General features: G+C 61.9%; 20 protein-coding genes. 7 read left to right on the top strand and 13 right to left on the bottom strand.

The window, feature by feature from the left end; all coding sequences use genetic code 11:
- Position 1: 1 nt before the first annotated feature.
- The 9 genes from JET17_RS25470 to tcyJ all read right to left on the bottom strand — a co-directional run bounded on the left by JET17_RS25470 (position 2) and on the right by tcyJ (position 8,923).
- Entirely contained in the window at positions 2-646 is a 645-nt protein-coding gene (locus JET17_RS25470; protein WP_012316749.1) for a methionine ABC transporter permease, read from the bottom strand.
- A complete protein-coding gene (locus JET17_RS25465; RefSeq protein ID WP_012316748.1) occupies positions 636-1,745 on the bottom strand; it encodes a methionine ABC transporter ATP-binding protein in 1,110 nt (369 codons plus the stop codon). Before JET17_RS25465 ends, JET17_RS25470 begins: the two co-directional genes overlap by 11 nt.
- Before the next feature lies 1 nt (position 1,746).
- The gene (locus JET17_RS25460; RefSeq protein WP_012316747.1) at positions 1,747-2,547 is read right to left on the bottom strand and encodes a MetQ/NlpA family ABC transporter substrate-binding protein; all 801 of its coding nucleotides are present in this window, start codon (positions 2,545-2,547) and stop codon (positions 1,747-1,749) included.
- On the bottom strand, positions 2,540-3,934 hold the full coding sequence (locus JET17_RS25455; protein ID WP_012316746.1) for an LLM class flavin-dependent oxidoreductase: 1,395 nt from the start codon (positions 3,932-3,934) through the stop codon (positions 2,540-2,542). Before JET17_RS25455 ends, JET17_RS25460 begins: the two co-directional genes overlap by 8 nt.
- Positions 3,934-5,115 carry an SfnB family sulfur acquisition oxidoreductase gene (locus tag JET17_RS25450; protein WP_012316745.1) on the bottom strand — a complete coding sequence of 394 codons (1,182 nt, stop codon included), beginning with the start codon at positions 5,113-5,115 and terminating at the stop codon, positions 3,934-3,936. The genes JET17_RS25455 and JET17_RS25450 overlap by 1 nt, the downstream gene beginning before the upstream one ends.
- Before the next feature lie 73 nt (positions 5,116-5,188).
- Positions 5,189-6,430 carry an SfnB family sulfur acquisition oxidoreductase gene (locus tag JET17_RS25445; protein ID WP_012316744.1) on the bottom strand — a complete coding sequence of 414 codons (1,242 nt, stop codon included), beginning with the start codon at positions 6,428-6,430 and terminating at the stop codon, positions 5,189-5,191.
- A gap of 272 nt (positions 6,431-6,702) precedes the next feature.
- Positions 6,703-7,461 (bottom strand): L-cystine ABC transporter ATP-binding protein TcyN, encoded by a 759-nt coding sequence (gene tcyN, locus JET17_RS25440; protein WP_012316743.1) that lies wholly within the window; start codon positions 7,459-7,461, stop codon positions 6,703-6,705.
- A gap of 2 nt (positions 7,462-7,463) precedes the next feature.
- The gene (gene tcyL / locus JET17_RS25435; RefSeq protein ID WP_012316742.1) at positions 7,464-8,132 is read right to left on the bottom strand and encodes a cystine ABC transporter permease; all 669 of its coding nucleotides are present in this window, start codon (positions 8,130-8,132) and stop codon (positions 7,464-7,466) included.
- Positions 8,129-8,923 (bottom strand): cystine ABC transporter substrate-binding protein, encoded by a 795-nt coding sequence (tcyJ, locus tag JET17_RS25430; protein WP_012316741.1) that lies wholly within the window; start codon positions 8,921-8,923, stop codon positions 8,129-8,131. Before tcyJ ends, tcyL begins: the two co-directional genes overlap by 4 nt.
- A gap of 269 nt (positions 8,924-9,192) precedes the next feature.
- On the opposite strand from tcyJ, the gene epsC reads away from it, so the two are divergent.
- Complete coding sequence (epsC, locus tag JET17_RS25425) at positions 9,193-10,125, top strand: serine O-acetyltransferase EpsC (protein ID WP_012316740.1); 933 nt, start codon at positions 9,193-9,195, stop codon at positions 10,123-10,125.
- 208 nt (positions 10,126-10,333) lie between these two features.
- Entirely contained in the window at positions 10,334-12,331 is a 1,998-nt protein-coding gene (gene betT, locus JET17_RS25420) for a choline transporter BetT (RefSeq protein ID WP_012316739.1), read from the top strand.
- A 119-nt stretch (positions 12,332-12,450) separates the two neighbouring features.
- On the opposite strand, the gene tauD is transcribed toward betT, so the two are convergent.
- Genes tauD through tauA form a run of 4 tightly spaced genes read right to left on the bottom strand, consistent with a single transcriptional unit; the run spans position 12,451 to position 15,946 of the window.
- Entirely contained in the window at positions 12,451-13,284 is an 834-nt protein-coding gene (tauD, locus tag JET17_RS25415; protein WP_012316738.1) for a taurine dioxygenase, read from the bottom strand.
- Between the two features lie 52 nt (positions 13,285-13,336).
- Entirely contained in the window at positions 13,337-14,176 is an 840-nt protein-coding gene (tauC, locus tag JET17_RS25410) for a taurine ABC transporter permease TauC (RefSeq protein ID WP_012316737.1), read from the bottom strand.
- A complete protein-coding gene (gene tauB / locus JET17_RS25405) occupies positions 14,173-14,961 on the bottom strand; it encodes a taurine ABC transporter ATP-binding subunit (protein WP_012316736.1) in 789 nt (262 codons plus the stop codon). Before tauB ends, tauC begins: the two co-directional genes overlap by 4 nt.
- A 13-nt stretch (positions 14,962-14,974) precedes the next feature.
- The gene (tauA, locus tag JET17_RS25400) at positions 14,975-15,946 is read right to left on the bottom strand and encodes a taurine ABC transporter substrate-binding protein (protein WP_012316735.1); all 972 of its coding nucleotides are present in this window, start codon (positions 15,944-15,946) and stop codon (positions 14,975-14,977) included.
- A gap of 499 nt (positions 15,947-16,445) precedes the next feature.
- Here tauA and JET17_RS25395 point away from each other — a divergent pair, with 499 nt between their 5' ends.
- From JET17_RS25395 to ssuD, 5 genes are all read left to right on the top strand, one after another.
- Positions 16,446-17,777 carry an OprD family outer membrane porin gene (locus JET17_RS25395; RefSeq protein WP_012316734.1) on the top strand — a complete coding sequence of 444 codons (1,332 nt, stop codon included), beginning with the start codon at positions 16,446-16,448 and terminating at the stop codon, positions 17,775-17,777.
- Between the two features lie 164 nt (positions 17,778-17,941).
- Positions 17,942-18,580 carry a peroxiredoxin gene (locus JET17_RS25390; protein ID WP_012316733.1) on the top strand — a complete coding sequence of 213 codons (639 nt, stop codon included), beginning with the start codon at positions 17,942-17,944 and terminating at the stop codon, positions 18,578-18,580.
- A 291-nt stretch (positions 18,581-18,871) separates the two neighbouring features.
- Entirely contained in the window at positions 18,872-19,465 is a 594-nt protein-coding gene (gene ssuE / locus JET17_RS25385) for an NADPH-dependent FMN reductase (protein ID WP_012316732.1), read from the top strand.
- Positions 19,466-19,558: 93 nt separating this feature from the next.
- A complete protein-coding gene (locus JET17_RS25380) occupies positions 19,559-20,524 on the top strand; it encodes a sulfonate ABC transporter substrate-binding protein (RefSeq protein ID WP_012316731.1) in 966 nt (321 codons plus the stop codon).
- Positions 20,525-20,584: 60 nt separating this feature from the next.
- Positions 20,585-21,733, top strand: a complete 1,149-nt coding sequence (gene ssuD, locus JET17_RS25375; protein ID WP_012316730.1) for an FMNH2-dependent alkanesulfonate monooxygenase — start codon at positions 20,585-20,587, stop codon at positions 21,731-21,733.
- The last annotated feature ends 4 nt before the right edge of the window (positions 21,734-21,737 follow it).

Raw genomic sequence — 21,737 nt, 5'->3', positions numbered from 1 at the left:
TTCAGCGCTTGTTCAACCCTTTCGCCAACCGGTCCCCACCCACCTGAATCACCGCCACCAGCGCCACCAGCATGGCAATCACCGTCAGCATGATCTGGCTGTCGAAGCGTTGATACCCATACCGATAGGCAATATCCCCCAACCCACCCGCACCGATCGCCCCAGCCATGGCGGAGGAGTTGATCAGCGTCACCAGGGTAATGGTGAAACCGCCGACGATCCCTGGCAGTGCTTCGGGCAGCAATACATGCCAGACGATGTGCCAACGTCGACACCCCATGGCCTGAGCCGCCTCCACCAGGCCGTGGTCCACTTCGCGCAGGCTCACCTCGGCAATCCGTGCGAAGAACGGCGTAGCGGCGATGGTCAGCGGCACCACGGCGGCCCACACACCATAGGTGGTGCCGACCAGCAGGCGGGTGAACGGGATCAGTGCGACCATCAGGATCAGAAACGGGATTGAACGGAACAGGTTGACGAAGGCGCTCAGCACCCGGTTCAGCAGGGGCGCCTCGAAAATGCCGCCTTTATCACTGGTCACCAGCAGCACGGCCATTGGCACGCCCACCAGCAGGGCGATCAAAGACGACACGCCGACCATCAGCAGGGTGTCGAGCAAGCCTTCAAGCAAGCGGTCAAACCACATGGCCCAATACCTCCACATCTTCGGCCCAGTGGCGGGCATGTTCGAGCAAATGATGGGTGTCGTGCGGGGAGCCTTGTACCGACAGGATCAGTTGCCCAAGGGCGTGCTCGCCGATGGTTTCGACCCCGCCCTGCAGCAGGCGCACGCGTCCACCCAGGGCGCTGAACAGGTCGGACAGCGCCGGCTCGCCAAGCACTGTGAGCTTGAGCACGACGGCGGCGTCGCGACCTGCCGGGCTGGCTCGCAGGCTTGCCTGCAAGGCTGCAGGCAGCTTGGCCTGCAAGGGCGCGAGCAAGGTGCGGGTGACCTCATGGCGGGGTGTGCCGAATACCCGCCAGACGTCGCCCTGTTCGATGACTTCGCCGCGTTCCAGCACCACCACGCGATGGCAGATGTCGCGGATGACGGCCATTTCGTGGGTGATCAGCACCACCGTGAGGCCCAGACGCTGGTTGATGTCGCGCAGCAGTTCGAGGATAGATGCCGTGGTCTCCGGGTCCAGCGCCGAGGTGGCCTCGTCACACAATAGAATTTCGGGGTCATGCACCAGGGCCCGGGCGATGCCCACACGCTGCTTCTGCCCACCCGACAGTTGTGCCGGATAGACGTGATGTTTGTCCTGCAGGCCCACCAGTTCCAGCAACGCGCGGACCTTGTGCTGGCGTTCGGCCTTGGCCACGCCGGCCACCTTCAGCGGCAGCTCGACGTTCTGCCATACGGTCTTGGCCGACATCAGGTTGAAGTGCTGAAAGATCATGCCGATACGGCGGCGCAGCGCCACCAGGCGGTCTTCGTCGAACGGAGCAATGTCGACCTGATCAATCAGCACGCGCCCCTGGCTTGGTTGTTCCAGCCGATTGATGGTGCGCAACAGTGACGATTTACCTGCGCCGCTGCGGCCGATGATGCCGAAGATCTCGCCACGGCGAATATTCAGGTCGATGCCCTGCAACGCGGGCTGCTGCTGGCCCGGGTAAGTCTTGCCAAGGCCGATGAAGCGCACATGCGCGTCATTGACCTCCAGGCGCAAGGCCTGCTCCCGCGCAGGTGCCGGCGCGGTTTGAACGGATGGCGCCCTGAGGGCGCTGGCCTGCCTCATTTCAACCTTCCCAGCCGGCTTGGTAAAGGTTGCCGTGGGCCTTGTCCAGTGCTGCACGCACGGCAGGTGAATGCTGGTAGATGTCGACGAACTTGGCCAGGCGCGGATCGTCCTTGCTCTGTGGGCGTATGACGAACTGAATCACGTACTCCTTGTTTTCCAGGCCGTCGAACAGCAGCGCCGAGGTGGCATCGAAGGTGTTGGCCAGGCGAATGTAGGCCGGGTAGCCCTGCACCAGGTCGGCGTCGTCGTAGGCGCGTACCAACTGTACGGCTTCTACTTGCAGGATTTTCAGCTTCTTAGGGTTGGCGACGATATCGTCCTCGGTAGCTTTGTAACCGACACCCGATTTGAGCGTGATCAGCCCGGCCTTGGCTAGCAACTGCAGCCCGCGGCCACTGTTGATCGGATCATTGGCGATGGCCACGCTGGCACCTTCGGGCAGCTCAGCGAAGCTTTTGTATTGCTTTGAATAGAGCCCGACGTTGTTGATGATGCCGGGAGCGAAGGGCACCAGCTTGAAGCCGGCTGCAGCCTTGGCGTTTTCCAGGAAGGGGATGTGCTGGAAGTAGTTCACGTCGATGTCGCCGCTGTTGAGGCTGACATTGGGTGCGATCCAGTCACTGAATTCGATCAGTTTCACCTCCAGACCCTGCTTGTGCGCTTCTTCCACTGCCGCCTCCAGCGGGATGGCGAAGGCAGAAGTGGTGCCGATCTTCAGCGGTTCGGCAGCGGATGCACCTGCGCACAGGCCGAAGGCCAGGGCAATGGCCGCGACGGGCCGGAACAGTTTCTCAAGCATGATGCGCAACTCCAGTCGTGGCAGGGGTAAAAAAGGTGTGGCGATAGGTAGAGCCTGGATGGTCGGCGGGCAGGTGTGGGCGATCGCTCTGGAACAGTTTTTCGCGCAGGGTGCCTTCGCCGTAGGCGGTCTTGTAGCGGCCGCGCTGTTGCAGCTGCGGGACCACAAGTTCGATGAAGTCCTCATAGCTTTCCGGGGTGACGGTGCGGGTCAGATTGAAGCCGTCCAGGCCCGTTTCGTCGACCCAGGCGATCAGCTGTTCGGCGACCTCTTCGGGCGCACCGACCAAGGTCAGGTAGCGCCCGCCCAAGGCGTGCTGTTCCAGCAGGCGGCGGCGGGTCCAGGTGTTTTCCTGCAACTGGCGGGTGGCCGACTGGATAGCGTTGCCCGTGCTGGCGCCAATCGGCTCATCCAGCCCATAGGCGGCAAAGTCGATACCGGTCGAGGCGGCGAAGTGGGCCACACCCGCTTCCGGGCTGGCATAGCGCAGGTATTCGGCGTACTTGGCCTGGGCCTGCTGCTCAGTGGGCGCGACGATCACGGTAATGCCCATGAACACCTTGACCCCCTGGGGGTCGCGGCCGGCAGCCTGCGCCGCGGCGCGTACCTTGTCGACCTGGGCACGGGTGGCGGCTTTGTCCTGGCCGCTGATGAACACGCATTCAGCGTGGTTACCGGCGAAGGCCAGGCCGCGGGGCGAACTGCCGGCCTGGAACAATACCGGGGTGCGCTGCGGTGAGGGTTCGCACAGGTGGTAGCCCTCGACCTTGTAGAACTCGCCGTGGTGATGGACCTTGCGCACTTTTTCGGGCTCGGCATACACCCGTCGTGTGCGGTCTTCGACCACCGCATCGTCGGTCCAGCTGCCTTCGAGCAGCTTGTACAGCACCTGCAGGTACTCATCGGCCTGGTCGTACCTGCGGTCGTGTTCCGGCTGCTGATCCAGGCCCATGGCCCGGGCGGCGCTGTCCAGGTAGCCGGTGACGATATTCCAGCCAACCCGGCCATTACTCAGGTGATCGAGCGTGGAGAGGCGCCGCGCGAAGAGGTATGGCGCCTCGTAAGTAAGGTTGGCGGTAAGGCCGAAGCCAAGATTGTGGGTGACGGCGGCCATGGCCGACACCAGCAGCAGCGGGTCGTTGACCGGCAACTGGATCGATTCCTTCAGTGTCACGTCCAACGACTTGCCGTAGATGTCGTAGGTGCCGACGATATCGGCGATGAACAGGCCGTCGAACAGCCCACGCTCCAGCAGGCGCGCCAGATCTGTCCAGTAGCTGATGGACGTGTATTGGGTCGATGTGTCCCGTGGATGCGTCCACAAGCCGTGGTTGATATGCCCGATGCAGTTCATGTTGAAGGCATTGAGCAGGATATGCCTGGCCATCAGATGGTCCCCCGACGCGGTGGGTTTTCATCGTTGAGGTAGTAGTTGCCGATGGCGTGGTACTTCCAGCGCACCGGGTCGTGCAAGGTGTGCACGCGGGCGTTGCGCCAGTGGCGGTCGAGGTTGTGCTCGGCCAAGGTGGCCTGGCTGCCGGCCAGCTCGAACAACGTAGTGCCTGCGGCGAGGGCTATTTCGGTGCTGATCGCACGGGCTTGTGCAACGGCGATGGAGGCAGCGGCGACGGTATCGGCGTTGCTGTCGGCCTGGGCGCGGTCGAGGAATTCGCCGGCGCGCTCGAGCAAGGCCTCGGTGGCGTGCAGGCGGATGGCAAGTTGGCCGAAGCTTTTGAGCGTCAGGGGATCTTCGCTGGCCTTGTCTTGGCCGGAGTCGACCCATGGCCGGCTGCGCGTGCGCACGAAGTGCAGGGCATCCTCATAAGCGGCGCGGGCGATCCCGGTGTCGATGGCGGCGTGAAGAATCTGCGCCAGCGGGCCGACCGGGGTAGGGCGCTCGAACGCCGATTGGAAGGGCACCACGTCTTCAGCGCTGACCCGCACGTTGTCGAACACCACCGAGCCACTGCCTGTGGTGCGTTGGCCGAACCCGCTCCAGTCGTCGATCACTTGCAATCCTCGGCTGTCGGCCGGGACGAAGGCCAGTTGCTGCACGCCGTGCTCATCGATCACCGACGTCGGTATGCGCTGTGCGTAAAGGGCCCCCGTGGCGTAGAACTTGCGGCCGTTGATGCGGTAGCCGTCGCCTTCGCGGGACAGGCGGGTGGTTCGGTCATGGGCGGTCTTGGTGCCCAGCTCTGCCAGGGCGTTGCCCAAGCGTTGACCGGCCAGGATTTCGGCGTAGAGGCGTTGCTGTTGGTGCGGGCTGCCGTTCACTCGCAGCACTTCCAGGGCGTAGAAGTGGTTCTGCGGGATCTGCCCAAGTGAGGCGTCGGCCTGGGCGATGCGGGCGATGACCCTGGCGAGGGTGACGTTGGAAACACCGGCGCCGCCGAATGCCTTGGGCACGCTGATGGCCCATAGGCCGGACTGGCTGAACAGGTCCAGCTCTGCGTGTGGCAGGCGGCGTTCACGGTCCCGCAGTGCGCTGTCGCGCCGCAGTTGCTGAGCGACTTGTTCGGCAATGGCCAGGGCTTGGGTGTCGCTGGTGATAACGGATGTTGTCATGGTGTGCTCCGGGGCCTGGGGCCGTTGTGCGGCCCATTCGCGGGGCAAGACTGCTCCCCCGAAAGGCCAGAAATCAGATCCAGGAATGCCGCGCAGGGAAGGTGCCGTTCAGGTGGTAAGCGCCCACCGCGTGATACTTCCAGCGCACCGGGTCATGCAGTGTGTGCACCCGGGCGTTGCGCCAGTGGCGGTCGAGGTTGAACTCGGCAAGGGTGGCGCGGCTGCCGGCCAGCTCGAACAACTTTTCACTGGCCTGCAGCGATATCTCGGTGGTCAGTACCTTGGCCTCGGCCACCGCAATCGAGGCGCGTGCGGCGGCGGCTGCGTCGATCGGTGCAGCGTTGACTTCATCGAGCACTCGCGCAGCCTTGCGCAGCAGTGCCTCGGCGGCATGCAGTTCGAGTTTCAGGCGGCCGATGTCGGCAATCACATAGGGGTCATCGCTGGCGCGCTCGACCTTGGCTTCGATCCACGGGCGCGATTTTTCGCGCACGAAGCGGATTGCATCTTCAATCGCGGCCTCGGCAATGCCGGCATCGATGGCTGCCTGGATCAGCTGCGAGCCTGCGCCCTGGATATTGGGGATATCGCGCTGGCGCCAGTTGTCGATCACCAGGTCTGCATCGACCGGTACCTGATCGAGTAGTACGGTGCCGCTGGCGGTGGTGCGCTGCCCGAAGCCTGACCAGTCATCGACGATGCGCAGCCCGGGGGAGCCGCGGCGGACAAAGGCCAGGCGCTGGCGGCCGTCGTCGTCCAATGCCTTGACGGCCACCCAATGGGCGAACAGCGCACCGGTGGAATAGAACTTCTCACCGCTGATGCGAAAGCCGTCGCCGCTGCGGGTGATTTTCGCCTTCAGCGTCAGGGTGTCCTTGGTGCCACGCTCAGGCCCGGCGTTGCCGATGCGCCAGCCGTCCAGCACGCTGCGGAAGATCAGCGCCTGTTGGGCTTGTGTTGCGGTCAGGCGCAGCAGTTGCAAAATGCCGAACTGGTTCTGTGGGATCTGCCCCAAGGCCGGGTCCGCGGCGCTGATGATACGGAACACTTCGGCGATGGTTTCGAACGAGACGTCGGGGCCGCCATAAGCCTTGGGCACGCTGATGCTGCCCAGGCCGCTACGGGTGAATTGTTCGATTTCTGCCCAAGGCAGCTTGCGCTGCTGGTCGCGGCGGGCTGCCTGCTGGCGAGCGGTCTCGGCAAGTTCGCGGGCCGCTTGCAGGGCTTGTGCGTCGTTACGCAGTATTTTCGCCGGTAGCAGCTGCGGGGAGCTGTCGAGATCGCTGTGGAATTGGGTATTTGGCTGGCTGGACATCAGTGCCGCTCCTTGGCTGCACTCGATGCCCTGGTGTTGCGCACTGGGGGTGGTGTGATCCTGACCATTCCTGACCTCACAAATTGAATATGTCGCTACAGCTGATGGCGACTGACGTTTGCTGGTCCGGTGGTCCGGTTTATATACCCTAATGGCCTATTAAAATATTATGAAATAACATTTTTGAATATATATAGAAGTGGGGATTTGTGTGAACTGCACTGCCCCTATCGCCGGCTTGCCGACGATAGGGGCAGTGCAACGAATGCAGATTATTCGGAAGCCGCAGTCCCGAGAAACTTGCGCAAGAACTGCCGAGTCCGCTCTTCCCTGGGATTGGCAAACAGCGCCTTGGCCTCGCCCTGCTCGACGATCACCCCCTTGTCGAAGAAGATCACCCGGTTAGCCACATCACGCGCAAAGCTCATCTCGTGGGTGACGATGATCATGGTGCGCTTTTCTTCCGCCAGGCCGCGGATGGTCGACAGCACTTCGCCGACCAGCTCAGGGTCGAGCGCCGAGGTGGGTTCATCGAACAGGATCACCTCAGGCTCCATGGCCAGCGCCCGGGCGATGGCAACGCGCTGTTGCTGTCCGCCCGAAAGGCGTTTGGGGTAGGCGTCTTCCTTGCCCGCCAGCCCGACCTTGGCCAGCAGCTTGCGGCCCAGCTCGATGGCTTGGGCGCGGGGCGTCTTCTTGACGATCACCGGCCCTTCGATGACGTTTTCCAGCGCTGTACGATGAGGGAACAGGTTGAAGCTCTGGAACACGAAGCCGGCCTGCTGGCGCAAGCGGCGAATGGCACTTTGCTGGTTACCAAGCGGGCGGTTGGCATCGATGCTGATGGCACCGATCTGAATGCGCCCGGCGTCTGGCGTTTCCAGCAGGTTGAGGCAACGCAGGAAGGTAGTCTTGCCCGAGCCGCTGGGGCCGATGATGGCCACCACTTCGCCCGGTTGCACGGTCAGGTTGATGCCGTTGAGCACGGTCTGGCCTTTGAACTGCTTGGTCAGCCCTTCTACTACGATCATCTTCAGTGCTCCTGGTCGTGCTGGTTGACCCGCGCTTCCATGCGGTTCTGGAAGTGCGCGAGGATGCTGCAGAGGATCCAGTAGACCACCGCAACGGCCAGGTACATGGTGAATACTTCGAAAGTGCGCGCAGTAATCAGCTGCGCCTGGCGGAACAGCTCGGGCACCTGGATGGTCGCCGCCAAGGCGGTGTCCTTGACCAGCGAAATGAAGCTGTTACCCAGCGGCGGCAACGCCGTGCGCAGGGCTTGCGGCAGGATCGCCCGGCGCATGGCCTGGGTGCGGGTCATGCCGATGCTGGCGGCTGCTTCCCACTGGCCACGGTCGATCGAGGAGATCGCCGCACGCAGGATTTCGCAGATATACGCTGCCATGTTCAGCGACAGGCCAATCAGCGAGGCCGGGATCGGGTCGAGCTCGATACCGATCTGCGGCATGCCGAAGTAGATCACGAACAACTGCACCAGCAGCGGTGTGCCCCGGAAGAACGACACATAGATGCGTGCCAGCCAGTCCAGCGGCAGGATCTTCGACAGGCGCATCAGTGCCAGGGCAAAACCCAGCACCAGGCCGAAGAACATACCGCCGACACTCAGCAGCACTGTATAACCCGCGCCCTTCAGCAGGAAGGGCGCGGAATCGACAACGAGTTGCAGGCTTTCAGCGATCATTTGGTGACATCGGCACCGAAGTATTTCTCGGACAGCTTGGCCAGGGTGCCATCGGCCTTGAGCTTGTCGATAGCCTTGTCGATGGCCGCCAGCAGCTCCGGCTCACCCTTGCGCAGGGCCACGCCGCTTTCCAGGCGCGAGAAGGCGTCGCCTGCAAGCTCGGTGTCCTTGGCTTTTTGCGCGTATTCCAGGGCGGCCAGGCGGTCGATCAGGATGGCGTCGATACGGCCGTTGCGCAGGTCGGCGAACTTGCTCGGGTCATCTTCGTAGGTGCGCACTTCAGCGTTCGGAACGTCCTGCTTCACCCACTGTTCGTAATTGGTGCCCAGGCCCACACCGACCTTCTTGCCGGCCAGGTCCTGCGCGGTCTTGATGTTCAACTGCTCGGCTTTTTTCTTCAGGATCAGCGCCTGGATGCCGGAGACGGTGTAGGGCTCGGAGAAGTCATACTTCTTCTTGCGCTCCTCGGAGATGGTCACTTGGTTGACCACCACGTCCAGGCGCTTGGATTCCAGCGCTGCAAGGATGCCATCCCATTTGGTCGGCTGGATCTTGGCCTTGACGCCCAGCTCCTTGGCCAGCAGTTCCGAAAACTCGACCTCGAAGCCGGCGAGCTTGCCGTTTTCATCCTGGAAGCTGAACGGCGGGTAGGTGCCCTCGAGGCCGACGTTGATCACGCCTTTTTCCTGGATGGTTTTCAGTTGCTCGCCGGCGAATGCCTGGCTGAACAGACCGGTGCCCAGCAGGATGGCCAGGCTGGCATTGAGAAGCGGTTTGGCGAATTTCGACATGTCAGGCCCCGCGCTTGTTGTGGAAGTGGTGGGTGGCGACTATAGGGTTGGCTTCATAGGCCAGGAAATAATAAAAACTTATTTTGTTATTTCCTTTTTGATCTGTGCCGGGTTTTGGCTGCTTTGAGGGTAGGCGACGATGCCGGGTCCGTCATCGCGGCTTATGCCCGACTTAGCGCAGGATGGAATAAAGCGTTGTTTTTTCCAAGGGGCTGATTTGCCGTAAAGTGGATTGCAAACTATCTGATTGGCCCTGGCAGGAGAGCACCGTGAGCGAACAACCTTCATCCGCGCATTGGCAGTTGCACAGTATTGTCAGCGGCCTGCGCAGCGCCCGTGAGCAGTGGCGCAGCCGCAATGGCCGCAGCATTGGCGAGCAGGGCGGGCGCGAACTGCCTTCGCGCGAGGCCATTCGGCAGGTCCTCGAGCAGCTATGCGGTGCGCTGTTTCCGATGCGCCTTGGCCCGGTAGACCTGCGCGAAGAGAGCGAGGACTTCTACGTTGGCCACACCCTCGACGCCGCGCTGACCGCGTTGCTGGCCCAGGCACGCCTGGAACTGCGCTATGCCGCGCGCCAGAGCAACGCTGACCTGGCCGCCGTCGATGCCCAGGCACTGCGCCTGATCCAGGATTTTGCCGCCGCCCTGCCAGGCCTGCGCGTGCTGCTCGACACCGATGTGCTCGCCGCCTACCACGGTGACCCGGCAGCGCGCAGCGTCGACGAAGTGCTGCTGTGCTATCCGGGCATACTCGCCATCATCCATCACCGACTGGCCCACCATTTGTACCAGGCCGGTTTGCCATTGTTGGCGCGCATCTGTTCGGAGCTGGCGCATTCGGCCACGGGTATCGATATCCACCCGGGCGCGCAGATCGGCCCGAGCTTCTTCATCGACCACGGTACCGGTGTGGTGATCGGCGAGACTGCAATCATCGGTGAGCGTGTGCGCATCTACCAGGCGGTGACCCTTGGCGCCAAGCGCTTCCCGAGCGATGAGTCGGGTACGTTGCACAAAGGCCTGGCCCGCCACCCGATCGTTGAGGACGATGTTGTGATCTACGCGGGGGCGACCATCCTGGGAAGGATCACCATCGGCAAAGGTTCGACCATTGGCGGCAATGTGTGGCTGACCCGGAGTGTGCCGGCCGAAAGCAACATTACCCAGGCCAATCTACAGTTGGATTGCCAGGGCAAGAATTGACCTGAATTCTTCACCGCCTGTACCGGCCTTATGCCGGTGCAGGAATGCGCCGATCAGCAGCCCGGGTCGCATCGAATCCCGATCCATGGTTAACTTGAACGCTTGTTCAACGAAAAAACGCTGGTCCGCTGCCGGTGTTCAACAGGAGGATTCCTTTGCTGAACCCGTTCATTCCGAACCTCACGTCAATCGACGAGGTGCATGCCCAATGAGTGCACCGACCTCTTCCAACAGCCAGATCCGCATGAACCCTCCGGTGTTCTATTTTGCGGCAAGCTTCATACTCATCTTCGGCCTGGTGGTCATCGCCCAACCTCAAGCAGCGGGCGACTGGCTCTTGGCTGCGCAGAACTGGGCGGCCAATACGGTCGGCTGGTACTACATGCTGGCCATGACCCTGTACCTGGTCTTCGTGGTGGTCACCGCCTTGTCCGGCTACGGCAAGATCAAGCTCGGTGCCGACCACGACGAACCCGAGTTCAGCTACCTGTCGTGGGCCGGCATGTTGTTCGCCGCCGGTATCAGCATCACCCTGTTCTTCTTCTGCGTTTCCGAACCCCTGACCCACATGCTCCAGCCCCCCCAAGGTGAGGCGGGCACGGCGGAGGCCGGGCGCCAGGCGATGCAGATACTGTTCCTGCACTGGGGCCTGCATGGCTGGGGCGTGTTTGCCTTCGTCGGCATGGCGCTGGCCTATTTCGCCTATCGCCACAACCTGCCGTTGGCTTTGCGTTCGGCGCTGTATCCGCTGATCGGCAAGCGTATCAACGGGCCGATCGGCTACGCGGTAGACGGTTTCGGCATCATCGCCACGGTGTTCGGCCTTGGCGCTGACATGGGCTTCGGGGTGCTGCACCTCAATGCCGGCCTCGACTACCTTTTCGGCATCAGCCATAGCCAATGGGTGCAGATCGCGCTCATCGTCCTGATGATGGGCGCTGCGGTGGCTGTAGCGGTTGCGGGGGTAGAGAAGGGTGTTCGGGTGATGAGCGACATCAACCTGTTCCTGGCCTGTGCCCTGCTGCTGTTCGTGCTGTTTGCCGGGCCCACCCAGCACCTGTTCAATACCCTGATCCAGAACCTTGGCGATTACCTTGGCGCCCTGCCACGCAAGAGCTTCGACGTTTATGCCTACGGCGAAAACCGTGACTGGCTGGGTGGCTGGACGGTGTTCTACTGGGCCTGGTGGATTGCCTGGGCGCCTTTCGTGGGGCTGTTCATCGCCCGTATCTCGCGTGGCCGAACCATCCGTGAATTCGTCTTCGGCGTGCTGCTGATCCCGCTGGGCTTCACCCTGGCGTGGATGTCGATCTTCGGCAACAGCGCGCTGGACCAGGTGCTGAACCACGGCATGACCGCGCTCGGCCAGTCGGCCATCGATAACCCGTCGATGAGCCTGTACCTGCTGCTGGAGACCTACCCGTGGAGCAAGGCCGTCATCGCGGTGACGGTGTTCATCAGCTTCGTGTTCTTCGTCACATCGGCGGACTCGGGCACGGTGGTGCTCTCGACCTTGTCCGCCAAGGATGGCGGTGCTGATGAAGACGGGCCGAACTGGTTGCGGATCTTCTGGGGCGCGATGACTGCGCTGATCACTAGCAGCCTGCTGTTCGCCGGCAGCATCGACTCGCTCAAATCGGCGGTGGTGCTGACCTCGCTGCCGTTCTCGTTGATCCTGCTGTGCATGATGTGGGGGCTGCATAAGGCGTTCTACCTGGAGTCGCAGCGCCAGATCGCCCAGTTGCATTCGCTGGCACCGTTCGCGCAGTCCCGCCGTGGCCGTGGTGGTTGGCGCCAGCGCTTGAGCCAGGCGGTGCACTTCCCGTCACGCGATGAGGTGTACCGCTTCATGGACGACGTGGTGCGCCCGGCGATTGCCGATGTGCGCGAGGTGTTCGAGCAGAAAGGCCTGGTACTGGTGACCCAGGACGACCCCAGCCATGACAACGTCAGCCTGAAAGTGGGCCATGGTGAAGAGCAGCCGTTCATCTATCAGGTGCAGATGCGTGGGTATTTCACGCCGTCGTTCGCGCTGGGTGGGTTGGGGACGCAGGATTTGAAGAACCGCCGTTATTACCGGGCGGAGGTGCACCTTAGCGAGGGCAGCCAGAACTACGACCTGGTGGGCTACAGCAAGGAGCAGATCATCAACGACATCCTCGACCAGTACGAGCGGCATATGCAGTTCTTGCATCTGGTCCGCTAGACCGCCGGGGCCGCAGTGCGGCCCTTTCGCGACACAAGGCCGCTCCAACAGGGATACGCGATTGCCTGTAGGAGCGGCCTTGTGTCGCGAAAGGAGGCCAAAGGCCTCCCAAGGTTCTTTCAGAACGGCGCATCCCCCAGGATGGTCGCCCGATGCATCACCCGCCGGTTCGGCCGGTAATCATCCACCGCAAAATGCTGAGTGACGCGGTTGTCCCAGAACGCCACGTCGTTCTCCTGCCAACGCCAGCGAATGCTGAACTCCGGCCGCGTCGCATGGGCGAACAGCAGCTTGAGCAATGCTTCACTCTCCAGCTCGCTCAGCTCATTGATCCGCGTGGTGAACCCTTCATTGACGAACAACGCCTTGCGGCCGCTCACCGGGTGCGTACGAATAACCGGGTGTGACAGCGGCGGGTTGTTGCGCCGGGTCGCTTCCCAGCGCGCCAGGTCTTCAGGCGTAGTGCCAAAGCGCTCGAGCGGGAACGATTTGGTGAAATCGTGCATTGCAGTCAGGCCATCGAGCATCTCGCGCAGGGGTGCCGACAGGGCTTGGAAAGCGGCAATGCCGCTGGCCCACAAGGTATCGCCGCCATAGGCCGGCAACTGCTTGGCACTGAGCACCGCACCCAGCGCCGGGGTCGGCAGGAAGGTCACGTCGGTGTGCCACACGGCATTATCGCGTACGTCGGTGACCGCGGTGTCGAGGATCAGCACCTGCGGGGTTTGCGGTACGTTGGGGTAGATCGGGTGGATGTGCAGGTCGCCGAAGCGCGCGGCAAAGTGCGCTTGCTGCTCGGGTGTGATCGGCTGGTCCCGGAAGAACAGCACCTGGTGTTGGAGCAGTGCCTGCTCGATGGCGTCGCGCTGCTCGACGGTAATCTCGCGACTGATGTCCACGCCGCTGATCTGGGCGCCGAGGGCCGGGCTGAGGGGGGTAACGGTCAGGCTCATGTCTTTTCTCACTCCAGGCGCCGGGTAGCCGGCGTGGTCAGTCCGCAATCGGTCAGTGGCTTTGCCCATGCCAGGGCACCAGCTTGCGCTGCAGGGCGCGCAGGCCCATCTCCAGGGCGAAGGCGATCAGGGCGATCAGCAGGATGCCCAGCACCACCACGTCGGTCACCAGAAACTGCGCCGCCGACTGCACCATGAAGCCCAGGCCGCTAGTGGCAGCGATCAGCTCGGCGGCTACAAGGGTCGACCAGCCCACACCCAGGCCGATACGGATGCCGGTGAGTATGTCGGGCAGGGCGCTGGGCAGGATTACGTGGCGGATCAGTTGCACCTTGGTCGCCCCCAGCGATTGCGCAGCGCGCAATCTGGCCGGGTCGACGGTGCGCACGCCGGTGGCCGTGGCGATGGCGATCGGGGCGAAGATTGCCAAGTAGATCAGCAGTACCTTGGACAGCTCGCCGATACCGCACCAGATGACGATCAGTGGCAGGTAGGCCAGTGGCGGTATGGGGCGGTAGAACTCGATCAGTGGATCGAGGATGCCGCGAGCCACACGGTTGTAGCCGATGGCGATTCCGACCGGGATGGCAGTCAGGGTCGCGGCAACCAGCGCCAGGCCGATGCGGCCCAGGCTCGCGCCCAGGTGTTGCCACAGGCTGGCGTCCATGTAGCCTTGGGTGAGCAAGCTCCAGGCTTTGGCCAGGATGTCACCGGGTGCAGGCAGGAACAGTGGCTCGATCCAGCCGGCGGCGGTCACCAGCCACCAGACCAGCAGCAGGCTGGCCAGGGTTAGCGTGCTGATCCAGCGGGTGGCGAGCTGGCGGCGCGCTTTTTCAACGGGCCGGGCTTGGCTGTCGCGCTTGCTGGCGACCAGCAGATCAAGGCTGCTCATGCGTGCTCCTGCAGGCTTTGGCGTTGGGAGAAAACCCGCGCCAGCACATGCTCGCGGGTTTCAATGAAGCGAGGGTCAGACTTTATTGCCCGGGCCGATTCGCCAGCGGCATAACGTTGGCCGAAGTCCAGCTGCAGGCGCTCGACCACACGGCCTGGGTCGGGGGCCAGCAGCACCAGTTCGGTAGCAAGGAATACGGCCTCCTCGATGTCGTGAGTGATCAGGAACACCGGTTTGGCGGTGCGCTGCCAGACTTGCAGCAACAGTTCCTGCATCTGCTCGCGAGTGAACGCGTCGAGGGCGCCGAACGGCTCGTCCATCAGCAGCACCCTTGGGTCGGCCGCCAGCGCGCGGGCCAGGCCCACACGCTGCTTCTGGCCACCGGACAGTTGCCAGATGCGCCGCTCGCCAAAGCCATCCAGATCGACCAGTGCCAGCATTTCCCGTGCCTTGGCCTCTCGCTCGCCGCGGGCTACACCGCCCAGCTCCAAGCCGAAGGCGACATTGCCCAGCACGTTCTGCCACGGCAGCAGGGCATCGTCCTGAAACACCACGCCGCGTTCGGCGCCGGGGCCTTGCACCGGCACGCCGTCAAGGGTGATGCGCCCGCCGCTGGGGGCGACGAAGCCCGCGATCAGGTTGAGCAGGGACGTCTTGCCGCTGCCGGAGGGACCCAGCGCTACAAGCAGCTGGCCTGGGCCCAGGCTGAGGTTGATGTCGGCCAGCACAGGGGTGCTGGCGCCGGGGTACTGTGCGCTGATGCGCTCCAGTTCTAGCAAGGCCATGACGGGCTCCGGATCAATTGGGCAAGAACTTGGCGCTGACGTAGGCCGAATAGTCCGGCAGCACGGCGTCGACCTTGCCTTGCTGCTTGAGGAAGGTGGCGGTGTCGGTCAGCGCTTGAGTGGTCGGTGCGCCCAGGGCGTCGGCCTGGTCGGCGGCCAGCGGGTAGACGTTGCCTTGCAACAGAACAGGAATATCACTGGCCTTGGCACCGGACAGCTTCACCAGCTTGGCCACGTTGTCCTTGTTGGCAAGCCAGGCCTGCGGGTCTTTGCGATAGTCGGCGTAGGCGTCGAGGGTGACCTTGGCAAACGCTTTGACCACGTCGGGGTGCTTGTCGGCGAAGTCCTTGCGCACGATCCAGGCATCGAAGGTCGGTGCGCCTTTCTCGGCCAACTCTCCGGAGGTGATCAGCACCTTGCCGTTTTCCTTGGCCACACCCAGGGCGGGGTCCCAAACGTAGGTGGCGTCGATGTCGCCGCGCTTCCAGGCAGCGATGATCGCCGGTGGGGCGAGGTTGAGGATCTGCACCTTGGACGGGTCGATGTTCCAGCTCTTCAGCGCGGCCAGCAGGCTGTAGTGGCCGGTGGAAACAAAGGGCACGGCGACTTTCTTGCCGATCAGGTCTTGTGGGGTCTTGATGCTGTCGCGGGCCACCAGCGCTTCGCCGGCGCCGATCTGGGTGGCGATCAGGAAGGTTTCCACCGGCAGCTTGCGGGTGGCGGCAGCGGCCAGCGGGCTGGAGCCCAGGTAGCCGATCTGCACGTCGCCGCTGGCCACTGCGGTGATCACATCGGCGCCGTTATCGAACTTGCGCCAGTCGATGCTGGCCTTGCTGGCTTTTTCGTAGTCGCCATCGACCTGGGCCACCTTGGCCGGGTCGACGGTGGTCTGGTAGGCGACGGTAAGGTCGGCGGCCTGGGCGAACCAGCTGGTGCCGGCGAGGGTCAGGGCGGCGAGCAGGCGCAGTGGAGCGTGCGGGATCATGGTCGAACCTCTTGTCAGGCAATCGGTGTGATGGATGGCAAGAAGGCTAGATGATCTAAGAAACAGAAAATAAATAACTTTTTGGAATTAGCATAGGAGCCATTCGCTTTAAGCTGAAGGGCTTGATCAGGCTTCAGGGTGAAGACCAAGTGCACTGCTCGGTCTTTTCGGCTTGACAGAGCAATTGGAAATAAGGATATGAGCAAACGTTTGCAAATAACCTAAAGCTATTACAAGCGTCTGCCGATACAGCTTTTGGCAGTAAAGGTTTCAACCATATGCCTTAAAAATCTTACAAATTCATAAAACGGTCATTTTGGATTTATAGGATTGTCATTATCCTGTAGCGCAGGTGGCGTCTTAGACCAAAGTCGTGAAATGTTCAGTAACGATTGACTTAGTGGTCATTCTTTGGGACTAAATCGCCAGTCCACGGTGAGCGGGGCATCAGATCCTGCCGCCAGAGATACACAAAAATTAGAACGTAGAGGAGCAAAACATGTACAAGTCCAGCCTGGCTCTGGCCGTGGCACTGGGGGTTCTCGCCCAACAAGCAGGCGCTGCCGGTTTCGTTGAAGACAGCAAATTGTCCCTCAGCTCGCGCACCATGTATTTCAACGATGACAACCGTGATGGCGGTACCGACCAAGAAGAAAGTGGTCAGGGTTTCAAGCTCGACTACCTGTCTGGTTTCACCCAGGGTGTCGTAGGCTTTGGTGTTGATGTACAAGCGCTGTGGGGTATTCACCTTGATGGTGGCCGTGGCAGCCGTCCAGATGCCAACAACAGCTTCTTCCCAAGCGATTCCGATGGGTCTGCAGTCCACGATTGGGCACGTATTGGCGGTAATGCCAAGGCTCGCTTCTCGAAGACCGAGGCCCATTTCGGTAGCGCGCTGGCTCCGAATCTGCCAATCCTGGTTGCCAACGATGGCCGTCTGCTGCCGCAAACTTTTGAAGGCGGTACCATTCAGTCGAAGGAAATCGACAACCTGACCATCAACGCAGGTCAGCTGACTCACGCCATGGGCCGTGCTTCGAGCAACCGCACGGGTTTGTCTGTTGCCGGCTCTGCGGTTGACAGCAACAAGTTCTACTACGGCGGTCTGGACTACAAGCTCACTCCAGATCTGACCCTGCAGTACTACTACTCGAACCTGAAGGACTTCTACAAACAGCACTTCCTGGGTGCAACCCACGTCTTTAAACTTTCGGACGATTCCTCGTTCAAGACTGACCTTCGCTACTTCGACAGCAGCAGCGACGGGAAGAACGGCGATGGTGGTGAGTACTTCTTCAACAACAACGGCGGTTACGCTAAAAATGCTGGCGAGATCGACAACAAGACCTGGTCGGCCATGTTCACCTACACCCTGGGTGGCCATGCGTTGATGGTTGGCCATCAGCAGGTCAGCGATGACGGTGGTTTCGTCTGGCTGAACCAAGGTAACGTCGAGGATGGTAATGGCAACCTGGAAGGCGCTGGTGGTGCCAGCTTCTACCTGTTCACCGACAGCATGATCAACCAGTTCGCCCGCGCAGGTACCAACACTACGTTCGGCCAGTACAGCTATGATTTCGCCCGTGTTGGCGTCCCTGGCCTGAAGGCGTCGGTCTCCTACCTGCGTGGTACTGATATCCGTAACCAATCTGGTAGCGGTACTTACCACGAATGGGAACGCGACGCTCGTGTCGACTACGTGATTCAAGAAGGCACCTTGAAAGGTCTGGGTGCGAGCCTGCGTCACGGTATTTACCGCGGCGAAGGCGAGGCTCCGGTCGATAAGGACCAGACCCGCTTCATCGTGAACTACACTTACAACTTCATGTAAAACGTAGTTGTGAAAAAGAGCCTCGCCTAGCGCGAGGCTTTTTTGTGCGCGTCATTTTGTATTCCTTATGGTTATAAATAAATCATTATTTATTCTTTTTGTTTTTATCGGAATGCAGGCAAATTGAACCTCACAAGGCCAGCCCATAGCCCAGGAGCCGCACCATGAGTCTCAAACTCGGCGACATCGCCCCCGACTTCGAACAGGATTCCAGCGAAGGTACGATCCGCTTCCACGAGTGGCTCGGTAACAGCTGGGGTGTGCTGTTCTCTCACCCGGCCGACTTCACCCCGGTGTGCACCACCGAGCTGGGCCTGACCGCCAAGCTCAAGGACGACTTCGCCAAACGTGGGGTCAAGGCCATCGCCCTGTCCGTGGACCCGGTCGACTCGCACCACAAGTGGATCGAGGACATTAACGAGACCCAGAACACCGTGGTCAACTTCCCAATCATCGCCGACGCCGACCGCAAGGTTTCCGACCTGTACGACCTGATCCACCCGAACGCCAGCGACACCCTGACCGTGCGCTCGCTGTTCGTCATCGACCCGAACAAGAAGGTACGCCTGACCATTACCTATCCAGCCAGTACCGGGCGCAACTTCAACGAAATACTGCGGGTGATCGACTCGCTGCAGCTCACCGACAACCACAAGGTCGCCACGCCAGGTAACTGGCAGGATGGCGACGAAGTGGTGATCGTGCCTTCGCTGAAGGATGAGGACGAGATCAAGCAGCGCTTCCCGAAAGGCTACCGCGCTGTAAAACCCTATCTGCGGCTGACCCCGCAACCCAATCGCTGAAGAATTCTCGTTGCATTGCTCTTAGCCATAGCAGGGATATTCGGGCCGTTTCGACGGCCCTTTTTTATGCCTGCACAAACCGCTCAGGCGTGGGGCTGCTGCGCAGCCCATCGCGACACAAGGCGCGGCTCCTCGTAGGAGCGGCCTTGTGTCGCGAAAGGGCCGCAAAGCGGCCCCAGTATCAAAGAATCACCAAAGCACTTTATGGAATAAACAAATGAAAAAATATGATTTCTAGATATATACCCAGGCTGCTAATGTCACCCCAACAGAACACAAGGAAGCGCTTCAATGCTGGTCGTCTCAATCGGTGGTAGCCCCAGTACCCGTTCCCGCTCCGGCGTGCTGCTCGAGCGTTCGCGCCAGTGGCTGCAGGACCGTGGCGCCGAGGTGGTGACCTTCCAGGTACGTGACTTCGCCGCTGAGGACCTGCTCCATGCGCGCTTCGACAGCCCGCAGGTGCAACACTTCCAGCAACTGGTGGCTCAGGCCGACGGCCTGATCGTCGCCACCCCGGTGTACAAGGCATCGTTTGCCGGGGCATTGAAAACATTGCTCGACCTGCTGCCCGAACGCGCCCTGGCTCACAAGATCGTGCTGCCAATCGCCACCGGCGGCAGCATCGCCCACATGCTGGCGGTGGATTACGCGTTAAAGCCGGTGCTGTCAGCACTCAAGGCGCAAGAGACCCTGCAAGGGATCTTCGCCGACGACAGCCAGGTCGCCTACGCAGAGGACGGCCAGCCGGCACAGTTGTCACCCGCTCTGCAAGAGCGCCTGCAGGACGCGCTGGAAACCTTCCACGTTGCCCTGGCCCGTCGGCCGCGGCCCGTGGCCCCCGGCGTACTCAACGAACGCTTGATCAGTGCCCGCTGGAGCATCTGAACCGGCACAACGGCTTTATCGCGTCATACACCTTACTCGCCCGTCAACGAGGCAAGCAGGTGCAACCCGAACCTACTCGCACAGGAGAGCGCCATGCGCACAGTCTTCTTGCGTCGTGGTCTGGTCGCCCTGTTTGCGGCGGCTGTGTCCTTCGGCGCCATTACCCAAGCCCAGGCTGAAAGCCTGCGTATCGGCTATCAGAAATACGGCACCCTGGTGCTGCTCAAAGCCAAGGGCACGCTGGAAAAGCGCCTGGCCGATCAGGGCATCCAGGTGCAATGGACCGAATTCCCCGGTGGCCCGCAGCTGCTCGAAGGCTTGAATGTCGGCTCCATCGACTTTGGCGTAACTGGTGAAACGCCGCCGGTATTCGCTCAGGCCGCCGGTGCCGATCTGCTCTATGTGGCCTACGAACCGCCTGCGCCGCACAGTGAAGCGATCCTTGTACCGAAGGGTTCGCCGATCCAGTCGGTGAAGGAACTCAAAGGCAAGAAAGTTGCGCTCAACAAAGGTTCGAACGTTCACTACCTGCTGGTCCGCGCCCTGGAAGAGGCCGGCCTCAAGTACAGCGATATACAGCCCGTCTACCTGCCGCCGGCCGATGCCCGCGCCGCGTTCGAGCGTGGCAGCGTCGATGCCTGGGTGATCTGGGACCCGTACCAGGCCGCCGCCGAACAGCAGCTGCAGGCACGCACCCTGCGTGACGGCAAAGACCTGGTCGACAACCACCAGTTCTACCTGGCCACCCGCAACTACGCGACCCAGCATCCGGCTGTGATCAACGCCCTCATCGAAGAAGTACGCGCCGTGGGCAAATGGTCGCAGGCCAACCCGCAGGAAGTGACCGACCAGGTCGCTCCGCTGCTCGGGCTGCCTGCCGACATCACCCTGACTTCGGTCAAGCGCCAAGGCTACGGTGCCGCGCCGCTGACCCCCGAGGTGGTGGCCGCACAACAGAAAATCGCCGACACCTTCCAGGCGCTGAAGCTGATTCCCAAGCCGCTGAGCATCAAGGACGTGATCTGGACACCCCCGGCCAAGGTCGCCAGCGCGCCTTGATTGATTCGCCTGTGCCGGGGCGCCGCTGTGGCCCTCGCCACCTTTAAGGAGACAACTCCAATGAGCCTTAACATTTTCTGGTTCCTCCCGACCCACGGTGACGGCAAGTACCTGGGCACATCCGAGGGTGCCCGTGCGGTCGATCACGGTTACCTGCAACAGATTGCCCAGGCCGCCGACCGTCTCGGCTTTGGTGGTGTGCTGATCCCTACCGGGCGCTCCTGCGAGGATTCCTGGTTGGTGGCAGCATCGCTGATCCCGGTGACCCAGCATCTGAAATTCCTGGTTGCCCTGCGTCCAGGCATCATTTCGCCGACGGTCGCGGCGCGCCAGGCGGCAACCCTGGACCGCCTGTCCAACGGCCGGGCGCTGTTCAACCTGGTCACCGGTGGCGACCCCGACGAGCTGGCCGGTGATGGCCTGCACCTGAACCACCAGGAGCGCTACGAAGCCTCGGTCGAGTTCACGCGTATCTGGCGCAAGGTGCTGGAGGGCGAGAACGTCGACTACCAAGGCAAGCACATCCAGGTGAAGGGCGCCAAGCTGCTCTATCCGCCCATTCAGCAACCACGCCCGCCTCTGTATTTCGGTGGCTCGTCCGAAGCCGCCCAGGATCTTGCTGCCGAGCAGGTTGAGCTGTACCTGACCTGGGGCGAGCCACCAGCCGCTGTTGCCGAGAAAATCGCTCAGGTGCGGGAGAAGGCTGCCGCGCAAGGTCGCGAAGTACGCTTTGGTATCCGTCTGCATGTGATCGTGCGGGAAACCAACGACGAAGCCTGGGCCGCGGCAGACCGCCTGATTTCGCACCTGGACGACGACACCATCGCCCGGGCCCAGGCCTCGCTGGCGCGCTTCGACTCGGTGGGCCAGCAACGCATGGCCGCATTGCATGGCGGCAACCGTGACAACCTCGAAGTCAGCCCCAACCTGTGGGCGGGTGTCGGCCTGGTACGCGGTGGCGCCGGTACCGCGCTGGTCGGTGATGGCCCGACTGTCGCAGCGCGGGTCAAGGAATACGCAGACCTGGGGATAGATACCTTCATCTTCTCAGGTTACCCACACCTGGAAGAGTCCTACCGCGTTGCCGAGCTGCTGTTCCCGCACTTGGACGTGCAGCGCCCGGAGCAACCGCAGACCGGTGGCTACGTGAGCCCGTTCGGCGAGATGGTGGCCAACGACATCCTGCCCAAGTCCGTGTCGCAGAGCTGAGGGC

The organism is Pseudomonas putida (assembly GCF_016406145.1).
Classification (GTDB): domain Bacteria; phylum Pseudomonadota; class Gammaproteobacteria; order Pseudomonadales; family Pseudomonadaceae; genus Aquipseudomonas; species Aquipseudomonas putida_E.
The sequence above is the reverse complement of the archived record's forward strand: the minus strand, read 5'-3'. Positions and strand labels throughout refer to the sequence as shown.